This window comes from Zestomonas insulae, from assembly GCF_016901015.1.
In the GTDB taxonomy this organism is placed as follows: Bacteria; Pseudomonadota; Gammaproteobacteria; order Pseudomonadales; family Pseudomonadaceae; genus Aquipseudomonas; species Aquipseudomonas insulae.
Map to the genome: position 1 here is coordinate 111,090 of NZ_JAFEUP010000004.1, position 12,581 is coordinate 123,670.

7 protein-coding genes are annotated in these 12,581 nt (G+C 64.4%); 2 read left to right on the forward strand and 5 right to left on the reverse strand.

All coding sequences use genetic code 11. The features are described 5' to 3' along the window. Window positions 1-52: 52 nt before the first annotated feature. Complete coding sequence (locus JQX08_RS14140; protein ID WP_205349039.1) at window positions 53-1,858, reverse strand: alkyl sulfatase dimerization domain-containing protein; 1,806 nt, start codon at window positions 1,856-1,858, stop codon at window positions 53-55. 218 nt (window positions 1,859-2,076) lie between these two features. Here JQX08_RS14140 and JQX08_RS14145 point away from each other — a divergent pair, with 218 nt between their 5' ends. Together JQX08_RS14145 and JQX08_RS14150 are read left to right on the forward strand one after the other, a co-directional pair. Then, entirely contained in the window at window positions 2,077-3,084 is a 1,008-nt protein-coding gene (locus JQX08_RS14145) for an AraC family transcriptional regulator (protein WP_205349040.1), read from the forward strand. A gap of 318 nt (window positions 3,085-3,402) precedes the next feature. Beyond that, window positions 3,403-4,641: an OmpP1/FadL family transporter gene (locus JQX08_RS14150; protein ID WP_488169044.1), complete on the forward strand. Its 1,239-nt coding sequence runs from the start codon at window positions 3,403-3,405 to the stop codon at window positions 4,639-4,641. A gap of 24 nt (window positions 4,642-4,665) precedes the next feature. On the opposite strand, the gene JQX08_RS14155 is transcribed toward JQX08_RS14150, so the two are convergent. The 4 genes from JQX08_RS14155 to JQX08_RS14170 form a co-directional block, all read right to left on the reverse strand. After that, complete coding sequence (locus JQX08_RS14155; protein WP_205349042.1) at window positions 4,666-7,221, reverse strand: LuxR C-terminal-related transcriptional regulator; 2,556 nt, start codon at window positions 7,219-7,221, stop codon at window positions 4,666-4,668. A gap of 183 nt (window positions 7,222-7,404) precedes the next feature. Further along, window positions 7,405-8,778, reverse strand: a complete 1,374-nt coding sequence (locus JQX08_RS14160) for a DUF1329 domain-containing protein (protein ID WP_205349375.1) — start codon at window positions 8,776-8,778, stop codon at window positions 7,405-7,407. A gap of 28 nt (window positions 8,779-8,806) precedes the next feature. Then, the gene (locus tag JQX08_RS14165) at window positions 8,807-10,744 is read right to left on the reverse strand and encodes a DUF1302 family protein (RefSeq protein WP_205349043.1); all 1,938 of its coding nucleotides are present in this window, start codon (window positions 10,742-10,744) and stop codon (window positions 8,807-8,809) included. Window positions 10,745-10,896: 152 nt separating this feature from the next. Further along, window positions 10,897-12,480, reverse strand: coding sequence for a GMC family oxidoreductase (locus tag JQX08_RS14170; protein ID WP_205349044.1), 1,584 nt, complete (start codon window positions 12,478-12,480; stop codon window positions 10,897-10,899). Window positions 12,481-12,581: the final 101 nt, after the last annotated feature.

The window sequence follows — 12,581 nt, forward strand, 5'->3', positions numbered from 1 at the left end:
CTGTCAGTCGATACCCGCTGCAGCCGGCAGGCCGCAGCGGACATTCCGGTGTTTACAGATCGGTGGTCGGGTACATCTGCTGCTGCTTGTAGGCGTCGAACAGACCCAGCAACTGCGCGCTGTTGCCGCTGCTGGTGGCCTTGGCCAGCAGCTCGCTGGCGGACAGTTCACCGCGGAAATAGGCGGTGAAAGTATCGCTGTCGACCTTGATCGTCGCATCGCTGGCGCGGTAGTGCGTGGCCGGCTCCGCGACGAACTCCGCCACCGAATTGCGAATGTGCAGGGCCGAAACCTGGCCGTCGATATCCAGGCTCAGTACACCTTCCAGGCCCTTGGCCTGCTCCGGGTTGATGCGGGTACGCAGGGCGCTGACCGCACGCTTGAGGTCATGCTTGACCCAGGTGGCCGGCTGCACGATGCCCAGGCTGAACTCCTGATTGCCTTCCAGGCTCATCGCAGCCGCGGTGTAGAAGTTGCGCACGATCGAGCCCGGGCTGTACTGGCCGAGCTTGCGGAACACGGTGGCGAGGTTCTCGCGGTACTGCGCGTTGTCGCGGGCGCTGTAGTACAGCTCGCTGGCGAGGTCCTTGGCCCACAGGTATTCGCCCTTGCCCATTGCCTCGTTGTAGGCCTGCTGCACCTTGTCGGCGCCGCCGGCGAGCTTGATGAAGTTCTCCGCGTAGACCTTGCGCGGCAGGTTGTGGATGTCTTCCGCGTAGCCGGAGAACCAGCCATGGCTGCGCTGCGCGACCGCTTCCGGCCAGGTCTCGAATTGGCCATACAGCTCGTTGACATAGGGATGCTTGAGCAGCGAGTCCGGCATGTGGATGCGGTTGCCCAGCTCGTCCGCCGGCACGCCCTGGTTGGTCAGGCGAATCGACTGGTCATAGATGAAGGCCACCGAATCGAGCAGTGCGTTGCTCGCTTCGAGAATCTTGTCCTGGCCGACCAGCGCCAGCGAACCGCCGCCCACGCAGATTTCCACTTCCGGCTTGAGGTCGCGAATCTTGCGCAGCGCCTTCATCCAGTCCTGCGGATCGCGGTAGCGGTCGCCACGCAGGGTGTAGAGGTTGGGCACGATCGGCCAAAGCACGTTGTCGATCACCAGCTTGCGATCCGGCAGCCAGAAGGTCAGCGAATCCTCGGTATCGGTGATGGCATGGAAGGCCTGGATGGTCACGCCGCCGACGCTCATGGTCTCGCCATCGGCGAGGGTCTTGGTCGCCGGCATCCAGCCGCTCTGGCGGCCGAGCTGCAGCGAGGCGCCGGCCATTTTCGCGTCTGGGCCACTGGCCGGGTGATGACTGCCGAAGTGGATCGCGGCGCGCCCGTCGAGGGTCGGCAGCAGCTCCGGGATATAGGGGTTAGCCAGCGAGCCGGAGTCCGCCAGGATGCGGTTGGAGTTCGGGTGCGCGACGATCATTGCCTTGTCGCCATCGAGCAGTGTGGTGGCGCCCTTGGCGTAGTGGGCGTGGTCGTAGAACAGCGCAATGATCGGCTTCTTGCTGATCTGCTCGCGGATGATCTGGCGGAACTTGGTGCCGTCGTCGGTGTTTTCCCCCGAGGAGAACACCAGCAGGCCGCTGTCGGTCTCGACGATCACCGGGCCGTAGAAGTAGCCGGTGATCACCCAGGTGTTCTTGGTCACCGGCACGGCCTTGGCCTCGACGCCTTCGCCGACACGCAGGTGCGAATGGACCTTCTGCCAGGCGCTGATGTTGCTGACCGCGCCGTTAGGCAAGGTGGCCGGCTTGAAGCCTGGGTCACGGTCGTAATGGGTCCAGTCCTGGGCGCAGAGACTGGCGCTGCTCAGCGCAAGCAGCGCGCACAGCAGGCTGCGGGCCTTGGAGACGATCATCGGGAATCCTCATTGTTGTTTTTGACATTGGCCGGCACAAGGCAGGCAATAGCCGGCTGAAGGCGCCACTGCAGAAGGGAAAGGCAGTGAGCTGACGGTGCAGATGCTGCCCGAGGTCTTGGTCAAAAATTTGATAATTGGTGCCGCAAACGTTCCAATAGACGACAGCGCCGCCCTCGCCTCGGGCGGCTTGGTCTCCCTTAACGCGAGAGTGCGCCATGGCTGTTTTCGCCCGTGCCTCGATCCTGTCCGACTTCTCCGCCTTCGCCACCAGCCAGGGCCTGCAGCCGCAGGCGTTGCTGGCACAGGCCGGTCTGCCGCGCGATGTGGAAGCGCATGCCGACAGCCTGATCCCGTTTCGGAAGCTGCTCGCCTTGCTGGACCTCTGCGAGGCGCAGAGCGGCAATCGGCTGTTCGCCCTGCAGTACGGTCTGTTCCAGAGCGTTAGCGTGTTCGGCCCGCTGTTCTACCTGGTGCGCAACACCAAGGATGTGCGCGCCGCGTTGATCGAGCTGACCCGCTACTTCCATCTGCACTCCGGCGCGGCAGCGATTGCCCTCGAAGAACAGGGTCGCCACGCCATCCTCTCCTACACCGTCACCGACCCCGCCGCGTTTGGCGTCCGGCATGCCGTGGAGCGCGCTGTTGGGGTTGGCGCGCAGCTGATGCGCACCCTGCTCGGCCATCGCTGGCGACCCGAGGCCCTGCTGTTCCAGCATGCCCCGTGCGTCGATCTGGCCCAGTACCGGCGGCTCACCGGCCTGCTGCCGAGCTTCAATGCGACCTGCAACGGCTGGCTGTTCGATGCGGCGTTGCTCGATACCCCCCTGCAAGCGGCCGATCCGGCGCTGCACCGCCTGATTCAGGGGCACCTGGACAACCTCGAGCACATTTCCGCCCAGGAGTTGCCTGCACGGGTGCAGCAGCTGATTCGCAGCTTCATGCCCGATGCGCGTGCGACCCTCGAACAGGTGGCCGATTACCTGCTGCTCAGCACGCGCAAACTGCAACGCCTGCTGGCAGACGAAGGCACCACCTTCCAGGCGCTGTTGACCGAGACCCGCCAAGCCATGGCTTGTCACTATCTGCAGGACTCCACGATCAGCATCGGGCAGATGGCCGACCTGCTCGGCTACGGCAGCCAGGCTGCATTCAGCCGCGCGTTCCAGCAGTGGTATGGGCAGAGCCCGCGGCAGTGGCGCAAGGCCAATCGACACCCGGAGTGACCGGCACCCCACTCTGACTTCCGACCGAAGGTTGCCCCATGATCGCGAAATCCTTGTCTAGGCTCAGTCCTAACGCGTGCAAGCGCGTGCCAGCCTCCGGTCGGCACAGCGTCTAGCGCGGACCATGGAGACGGTTGTCTTGCCGCTTGCGGCGTCTCCGCAGAGCATCAGGCCGAGGGAATCGCCGCGCCGCTGACGGCCGACAATCACCCGGAGCCATCTTGGTTGGGGGCTTTCGCTATGCCGGCACACCGCGTCCGTTGTTTCGTACCATCCCGCCTGGCTTCCGTGGTTCGCCTGGCTGGCGTCGCAGGATTTTTGGGCGCCGCATCGTCCGCCTGGGCCGGCGGCATCCTCATCTACGAGACCGGCCATGAAGGCAACGGCCTGGCCAATGCCGGCGCCGCGGCGCTGGCGACCGACCCCAGCGTGCTGATGAACAACCCGGCGGGGATCAGCCAACTGGCCGGCACCCAGGTCAACATGAACGCCCAAGTGATTCTCGGCGATATGGGCTTTTCCCGGGACAGCGACAACAATTTCGGCGGTAACGAAGGTGGCAACCCGCTCACCTACATTCCCGGCAGCAGCTTCTTCGTCAGTCACGAGGTCAACGAGCAGGCCAGCATCGGCTTCGGCATGTACGGCAACTTTGGTCTGGCCCTGGACTACGACGATGACTGGGCCGGGCGCTACTTCACTCAGGAAGCGGCGATCATGGGCGTGTCGTTCCAGCCGACCTACGCCTACAAGATCGACGACGACCTCTCCATTGGCTTCGGCCCGCGCTTCATGTACGGCTTCTACCGCACCGAAGTAGCGGTCAACAACAGCGTGTTGGGCCTGGTGGAGCGCGAAGACGGGCAGCTGCGCTACAAGGACACCGACTGGGGCGTCGGCTTCAACATCGGCCTGCTCTACAACCTCAACGAGCGCACCAAGCTCGGCCTGGCCTACACCAGCAAGGTCGACCTGGAGTTCGAGGACCACGCCGAGTTGAAGAAAATCACCAACCCGCTGCTCAATCTGGCGCTGAGCCGTGTCAATCCCAGCGGCCTGGAGCTCGACATGAGCGTGCCGCAGACCGTGCTGGCCAGCGTGACCTATCAGCTCGACAGCCAGTGGTCGCTGCTCGGCAGCCTGGGCTGGCAGGACTGGAGCGAGTTCGGACAGATCGGCGTGGAGGTCGATACCGACGCCACTACCACCACGACCACCGTTGACCGCCAGTACAAGGACACCTGGCACGCTTCGATCGGCGCGCAGAACCAGATCGACAAGCGGTGGCGCTGGAGCGTCGGCCTGGCCTACGACTCCTCGGCCGTCGACGATGAGGACCGCACCGTCGACAACCCGATGAACGAGGCCTGGCGATTCGCCACCGGGATCAACTATGCGCTGGACGAAGGCGTCGACGTACACCTCAACTACGCGCTGGTGTGGCTCGGCGACATGGACGTGCAGCAGACCAAGCGCCGCTCCGGCGGCACGCTGTCCGGCGAGTACGCCAACACCGCCTTGCATGTGCTCGGCGGCGGCGTGGTCTGGCGTTTCTGAGGCGCGCGGCCTGTTTCAGCAGGCCTACTTGACCAGGCCAAGCTCCTTGGCGCGCACGATGGCCTGGGTGCGCCGCGACACGCCGAGTTTGATGTTGATCCGCTGCGCGTGGCTTTTCACCGTGTGCAGCGAGATGAACAGGTTTTCGGCGATTTCCTGGTTGGATTGTCCCCGGGCGATCATTTCCAGCACGGTCAACTCACGCTGGCTGAGCAGCAGCGCGGCGGCACTGCTGCCCGCCTCGCTCAGCGCCTCGCGGCCCCAGCGCATCAACCCGGGATTGCGCTGACTGCAGCAGCGTTCCACATCGGCCAAACCGATCTGCCGGGCCAGCGCCAGGCCGTCGAGCAGCGCGCGCTGCGCCAGGCCTTGCTGGCTGCGCGCGTACTGCGCCTCCGCCAGACCCAGCCACAGTTCGCAGGCCAGCACCCGGCGCCCTTCGGCGAGCGCCTGCTGCAGCATCGCTTCGATCTGCGCGGTGACATCGCGGCCGCAGGCCGTCTGTGCCAGCGCGAGCAGCAGCTCCATGCGCTGGATCAGCTCCGCGCTGCCATACGGCGGCTTGCGGCCGTCTGGCCCACGGTACTGCTGCAGGCATTTTTCCAGAGCATCCGCCGCGCGCTCGTAGCGACCTTCGCGCAGCCACAGCTTGCCGTAGGCAACGACCAGCAGGTCCTGGTAGACCGGCTCGGTGATCCGCCGGTACTGCATCAAGCGCTCGGCCTCGGCCAGGCGTGCGAACGCCTGGGTGAGGTCATGCTCGGCGGCCTCCAGCTCGGCCAGCCCGAGGTAACCCCAGACCGCCGCCGGGTCTTCGCAATCCAGACACTCCTGCAGGCCCGCCTGATAGCAGACCGCCGCCTCGGGATAGCGACCCAGCTGCAGCAGCACGCTGCCGCGACACAACTGCGCGCGGCCGCGAAGTGGATTGGGTTCGCCGTCCCAGGCGTTGCTCAGTTCGGTATGCAGGCGTTTCAGCAGGCTCTCGGCGCGCACCAGTTCACCGCGAATCTTGAGTAGCTGCACGTGCTGGAGGACCAGCATGGCCTCCATCACCAGGCTGCCATGCTCGCGAGCCAGCTTGACGGCGTTGCGATTGAGCTCCTGGAAGGCCTCCATGCGCCCTTCGACCAGGGCCATTTCGATGTTCATGGTCTCCAGCATCAGGCGCTGCGCCCAGGCGCCCTCCGCCAGATGGTCAAGCGCCGCATCGAGGTCGCCACCGGGCACCGGCGCCTGGCCGCGGTGATAGGCGGTCTTCGCCGCGAGCGCCTGGCATTGCGCCAACATTTCGCGCTGGCGGCGCGCCGTCGCCTGCGGCAGGAAGCGCTGCAACTGCTCGGCGCACTCCTCCGCGTCGTCGAGCCGGCCGCTTAGTGCCAACGCCCAGGCGTTGAGAATCAGCAGGCGCGGCGTGCTGGCCAGCAGGCTTTCCGGCAGCTCGTTGCGCCAGTGCAGCACGCGCGCCATGCCGCGGCCGTGCAGCAGGCGGTCCTGGGTGATGTGCTGCAGCAGGCTGGCGACCACTTCCGGCAGGTCAGCCAGCAGTGCGTATTCGATGGCCTGGCGCACTTCCTCGCGGCCGGAGAACCACTGGCAGGCACGCCGGTACAGGGCCTTCTTAGGCCCTTCGGCGACGCGCGTGGCAAGCACCGCGGCGACCACCGGCTGCACGCGGAACTGCCGATCATTGCTGTCCAGCGCCTCGATGAACGCCCCGCACTCGTACAGTTGGCGGAACAGCTGGGTGCCTTCGCCCATGCCCAGCAGGTGCTCGCAGAGCGGCGCATCGAAGCTGCTCAGGCAGGCCAGCGCGCACAACGCCTGGCGCCAGTGCTCGGGCAACTCGTCGAGCAGCTCGCGCTCCAGGTAGTTCTTGACCAGTGCATTGCCAGCTTCTTCGGCGAGCAGTTGGCCGTGCTCGACGCTGTGCAGGCGCAGGCGGATACCGGCGTACCAGCCGCCCGTCTGGGCCAGCAGATTGTCGATTTCCGGCAGCAGCGCGGTCTGTCGCTGGCGCTTCAGCACCTCGGCCAGCTCGGTGAAGTTCAACGCCAATTCGGCGGTGCCCAGCTCGAACAGTTCGCCCTCCAGCAGCAGGCGCGCCAGCTGGCAGGTCGGCCGCCGCCGGCTGGCGATCCACCAGAACACCTGGCGCGACGAGCTCTGCAGCAGGCGATTGAGGCAACTGTCGAGGTGCGCGTCATAGAAGTGCGGGAAGTCGTCGAACATCAGCCAGATCGGCGTCTGCTGCTGTTCCAAGTGCACCTGCACGGCAGCGAGGTCGGCGCGGGCCAGCCCCAGCGCGTCGGCGAGCAGTTGCAGAAAACCGGCCTCGCCGAGCTCACGGTCCTTCAGGTCGAACCAGTGCAGGCGCGCCTCCGGCGGACAGTGCTGCGCGCACTCGCGGAGCAGGAAGCTCTTGCCGCTGCCTGCCGGTGCCCACAGCAGACGAAGCCGACATTCCGCATGCAGCAATGCCTCGCCGAGACGCGGGCGCGGAATATGGCCGGCCCGAAGGGACGGAACGAGATTCGGGCGGTTCTCGATTCTCGGCTGATACGGCAGTAACTGACTCATGGCTGGACCTGCGGGTGCTGCGCAAATAAAAAACCGGCGGCGCAGGCTTCCCGGATGGGGAAACTCACGCCAGGCGGTGTGCCCGAACCCTCAAAGGGCACGCCGCAACCGGCGGAACATCAAAAAAAACGGGCGACCGAAACGGCCGCCCCCAAGCATGGAGTCACGCTCAAACGTGGCGGATCAACGTACGCCGGACTGGCGCAGCGCGGCCGGTGTGTACTCCGAGGCGGCAGCCTTGATCCCGAACTCGTAGCTCCGCTTCTCTTCGTTTTTCAGGCCCATTACTGAGTAGCGCCCAGAGATCAGGTCGTACAACCCTTCGGCGGTGTAACCCGGCACTTTGTGGTCGTAGTACTGCTGGGCATGACCTTCGGCGACACGCCACAGCTGGCCGCGGCCGTCGTAGTGGTCGACCTCGGCGAGCTGCCAGGTGTCCTCGTCGAAGTACATGTGGCGCTTGGCGTAGATGTGCCGCTCACCCGACTTCAGCGTGGCCTCGACCTCCCACACACGGTGCAGTTCGTAACGGGTCAGGTCCTGGTTGATGTGCCCGGCCTTGATGATCTCGTCGTACTTCAGCTGCGGCGAATCGAGTTTGTAGCTGTTGTAGGGAATGTACAGCTCTTTCTTGCCGATCAGCTTCCAGTCGTAGCGATCCGGCGAGCCGTTGTACATGTCGTAGTTGTCGGAGGTGGCCAGGCCGTCGGCGGCAGTCGCCGGACCGTCGTAGGCGACCTGCGGAGCGCGGCGCACGCGACGCTGGCCGGCGTTGTAGATCCACGCCATGCGCGGCTCCGACACCTGGTCGATGGTCTCGTGGACCAGCAGCACGTTACCGGCCAGTCGCGCCGGCGCGTTCACCCGCTGGATGAAGAAGAACAGACTGTTCTCCGCCTTGTTCTTGTCCAGGTCCGGCAGGTTGGCCGGGTAAGCGATTTCGTCCTCGAAGCTCACCATGGTGAACGAGCCGTTGGTCTGCGGCTGTACCCTGGTGATGTAGCGGTGAGTGTTACCGCCACGGTAACGAGTGGTGTGGTTCCACACCACTTCGACGCCGCTCTGCGGAATCGGGAAGGCGTAGTAACGGCTGTCACCGAAGTTTTTCAGTGCATTGCCACCAGCCATCGGCTCGGTTTTTGCTGCGCTGGTCTTGATCACCGAATAGATGTCATCCGGCAGCGCCGCGGTGCGGTGGGTGGTGTACACCGGAATCTTGTAGGTGTCCGGGTAGCGCGACAGCATGGCCAGCTGGCCGGGGGTCAGCTTGTCCTTGTACTGCGCCGCGTTAGCTGCGGTGATGGTGAACAGCGGCTTCTCGTTGGCGAACGGGTCGGCGAGGAAGCCTTTGGCGTCCACGGCACCGGCGTTGGTCGGCAGGCCACCGGTCCACTCCGGAATCGAACCGTCGGCGTTGGCGCCCTTCTCCGAGCCCATCGGGGTCAGCGTGGTGCCGAGTTTGGCGACTTGATCGGCCGGCACGGCTGCCATGACGCTCGTGGCCAGCAGCGACAGCGCCAGGGCGCCGGTTTGCAGCAGGGTTTTGCTTGTTTTCATAGTCATCAGTCTTCCTGAAGCGGGTCGATTAGAAGTTCACGCCGAGGCTGACGGCGAGGAAATCGCGATCGACCGAGGTGTTGTACTCGCCATCGAAAAAATTCGTGTAACTCATGCTGGCGGTGTAGGTGTTCTGGTATTCGGCATCCAGGCCCAGGCTCACGGCTTTGGCGCCTTCAGTGAACTGGCCGTTCGGGCCATAGCCGTTGACGTCATGCGACCAGGCCACGTTTGGCTTGAGGTTCACCCCGGCGAACACGTCGTTGTAGTCCCAGATGGCTCGAATGCGGTATCCCCAGGACGTTGCGGTGGCGAAACCGTCGTCTTCGCAGTACTTGCTGACGTTCTCGCCCGTAGCGCCGCTGCCCGAGGCCGCCGCGTTGTTCAGGTTGCCCTTGTTCAGGCCTACGCACGTGGCGTTGGTCGCGCTGGCGGGGAACAGCGGACCAGCCGAATTACCCAGATTGCCCGGCAGCGGGCCCGGACCGAAGAGCGGATCACGGCCATAACGAGCCTCGGAAGTGTCCTCCAGGCCACCGATATGGGTCACGCCGACCTCACCCACCAAGATCACGCGCTCGGCGCCCATGACCTGATCGAAGAACTGCGTGAAGGTGGTCTGGAACTGAGTGATTTCCTTGCGGCGGTAGCCGGTGCTTTCCTGGCCGGCAGCCGCATCCAGCAGGGAAACGTTGCCCATGCCGGGCAGAAGGGTCAGGCCGGAGTAGAGAACGTCCGTGGTATTCAGCTGCACCGGGGCGTTGGGCCGGTAGCTGATTTCACCCTGCCAGGCGGTCCCGGTGGGCAGCGTAGTGGAGAAGCTCAGGCCGTACAGCTGGATATCCTCCGGATACTCCATGAAGTAGTTGGCCCGCGCCGCGCCTGCCACCGGCCGCAAGGCTGCCGGAACGAGTGGATCGTTGAGGATAGTGTTGAAGTCCGCCTGCGTGGGCACCGACTCGCTGAGGAACGGTGTACGACTGTGGTAGTTGATGAAGTAGCCACCGAACTCGGTATCCAGCGGCTCGAAGACGTAACGCAGCGCAGCGCCCCACTGGCCATCGTCGCTCGCATCGCGGTCAGGGCCGCGCGGCACCAGCACGCCTTCCTGGGTAACGTTGGCACCATAGGCGTTCTGCAGGTTTGCCAGAACCGCGCCACCGGCGGGAGCTGCCAGCACCGAGCGAGGCGCCAGTACGCGCAGGTTGTCATCGCAGCCATCGGAGACTACATCCGCTGGAGAGAAGAAGGTGCCGCAGTTGTCGATAACTGTCTGGTCCCACTCGATCTGATAGAACGCTTCGGCCGACAGGTTTTCGGTCAGGCTCTGCTGGACGAAGAACATGTTGACCGGGATCAGGCCTTCCTTGATCTCCGCGCCAGGACGGCGAAATGCCGCGGCGTCGACCGGGTTGATCGCATTGATGCCGTTCTGGATGAAGGTGCTTTCACCCCAGCTCACCACCTGCTTGCCGAGGCGTACGGAGCCCGGCTTGTCGGCAAGGGTGTAGTTGTAATAGGCAAAGGCGTCGAGCAGTTGCGCGCCGGAAGACTGAGCGCCTTCCTTGCGGTTGTGGTCATCGATGTCTTTGAACAGCCGGCTCTCGTCCTTCAGCTCGAAGTCGTACCAGTACTTGCCACGGGTGAACACACCGAAGTCGCCGTATTTCAGCTCGAGGTCGTGGATGCCCTTGAAGATTTTCGAGAAGGTTTCGCCCTTCTTGAAGTTCAGTCGGCCATCGTCAGTGGTCTGTGCCAGGCCATCACCACCGTTGTTGGCGCCAATCAAGTCACGCTCAGGATCGGTGGTCGACCAGCTCGCGCCCACCGAAAGTGAGGAGTCGAGCTGACCTTCAATCTCGCCAATGTTGAAGCTGACAGCCTGGGCTTCGGCCATGCAGCCGAGGGTGATGGCGACAGCTAGCGCTTTCAGCTTGAACTCTGCGCGCGTTGTTATTTTTTTCATGCGGCTCCCCGTTGGGTTGGTATTGGCGATCAAAGCTAATCAGTCATCCCTGCGCGGCGTAAGCGACGAAGTAGTGATTCATAAACTCACTACTAGGGATGAGTCGGTAGTCGGATTTGTCTCTTTCTGCCGGCAAGCGTTTCGGTTTCTGCTCAGGCGCGGGCAATCCACTCCGCGGCGCGCTCGGCGATCATGATTGAGGGCGCATTGGTGTTACCGCCGACCAGCGTCGGCATTACCGAGGCGTCGACCACGCGCAGGCTCTCGATGCCGTGGACGCGCAGCTGGCTGTCGACCACCGCCTGCTCGTCGTTACCCATCTTGCAGGTGCCGACCGGGTGGTAGATGGAGTCGGTGCGCTGGCGCAGCAGCTCGATCAGCTGCTCGTCGCGGTACAGCCCTTCGCTGTACAGGTCCTTGAGGCCGAAGCGCGCCATCGGCGCCTGCTGGACGATCTCCTGGGCCATGCGGTAGCCCTTGAGCAGGGTCTGCACGTCATCGTCATGACCGAGGAAGTTCGGGTCGAGGCGCGGCGGAGCGCTGGGGTCGTTGGACTGCAGGCCGACGCTGCCGATGCTTTTCGGCCGAAGCACGCAGACGTGGCAGCTGAATCCGTGGCCCCAGTGCAGCTTGCGGTTGTGGTCGTCGACGATGCCGACCACCGAGTGCAGCTGGATGTCCGGGCGCGCCAGGCTTGGGTCGGTCTTCAGGAAGCCGCCGCCTTCGGCGAAGTTGCTCACGAACGGGCCGCGCTTGTGGCGCGCGTAGTCGACCAAGGCCTTGCCCATCTTCAGGCTGCCGCGCACCGACATGCCGAGCAGCGAGGTGTCGTGGCTCTTGTAGCAGAGCACCACGTCCGGGTGATCGCGCAGGTTCTGCCCGACGCCCGGCAGTTCATGTTGCACGGCGATGCCCTGTGGCTTCAGCTCGGCTTCCGGGCCGATGCCCGAGAGCATCAGCAGGTGCGGGCTGCCGAAGGCGCCCGCGCTGAGCAGCACTTCCTTGCGCGCCTTGATCAGCTGGCGCCGGCCCTTGACCCGTACGGATACGCCGACCGCCTTCTTGCCTTCCAGGACGATGCGTTCGGCATTCGCCGCAGTGAGCACGGTGAGGTTCTTGCGTGCCTGGCGGATCGGCTTGAGGAAGGCGGTCGCGGTGCTCCACCGGCGGCCGTCGCGGATCGTCACGTCGTAGTGGCCGACGCCTTCCTGCTCGCTGCCGTTGAAGTCCGGGTTGTGTGCGTGGCCAGCCAGCTTGCCCGCCTCGATGAATGCTTCGGTCGCCGCATGCGCCGGGTTGCGGCCGACATAGAGTTCGCCGCGATCGCCGTGGAAGTCATCGGCGCCGCGGTGGTTCATCTCGCTCTTGCGGAAGTACGGCAGCACGTCGGCGAACGACCAGCCGTCGTTGCCCAGCGCCTGCCAGTCGTCGAAATCGCTCTGATGACCACGGATGTAGATCATCCCGTTGATCGAGCTGCTGCCGCCGAGCACCTTGCCGCGCGGCTGATAGCCGAGGCGCCCGTTGAGGCCCTTCTGCGGTACGGTGTGGAACGCCCAGTTGACGTGGCGGGTCGGCAGGATGGCGGCGACCCCGACCGGCGCGTGGATCAGCGGCGAGCGATCTTCCGGCCCGGCCTCCAACAGACAGACGCTGACCGCCGGGTCGGCGCTCAAACGGTTGGCCAACACGCAGCCGGCAGAACCGGCACCGATAATGACGTAATCGAATTCCATCAGAGTGCTCTCGTTGTTATTGGAGGGGGCGCGAGATGCTGAGGTGGAATTCTTCGCAGTCAGGGCGTTTATTTATTGATCTACGCCGACTTTTATTTGAT

Bases quoted from the DNA above. Each gene is read 5' to 3' on its own strand.
- JQX08_RS14140 (WP_205349039.1), bottom strand. From the start codon at position 1,858: ATGATCGTCTCCAAGGCCCGCAGCCTGCTGTGCGCGCTGCTTGCGCTG.
- JQX08_RS14145 (WP_205349040.1), top strand. From the start codon at position 2,077: ATGGCTGTTTTCGCCCGTGCCTCGATCCTGTCCGACTTCTCCGCCTTC.
- JQX08_RS14155 (WP_205349042.1), bottom strand. From the start codon at position 7,221: ATGAGTCAGTTACTGCCGTATCAGCCGAGAATCGAGAACCGCCCGAAT.
- JQX08_RS14160 (WP_205349375.1), bottom strand. From the start codon at position 8,778: ATGAAAACAAGCAAAACCCTGCTGCAAACCGGCGCCCTGGCGCTGTCG.
- JQX08_RS14165 (WP_205349043.1), bottom strand. From the start codon at position 10,744: ATGAAAAAAATAACAACGCGCGCAGAGTTCAAGCTGAAAGCGCTAGCT.
- JQX08_RS14170 (WP_205349044.1), bottom strand. From the start codon at position 12,480: ATGGAATTCGATTACGTCATTATCGGTGCCGGTTCTGCCGGCTGCGTG.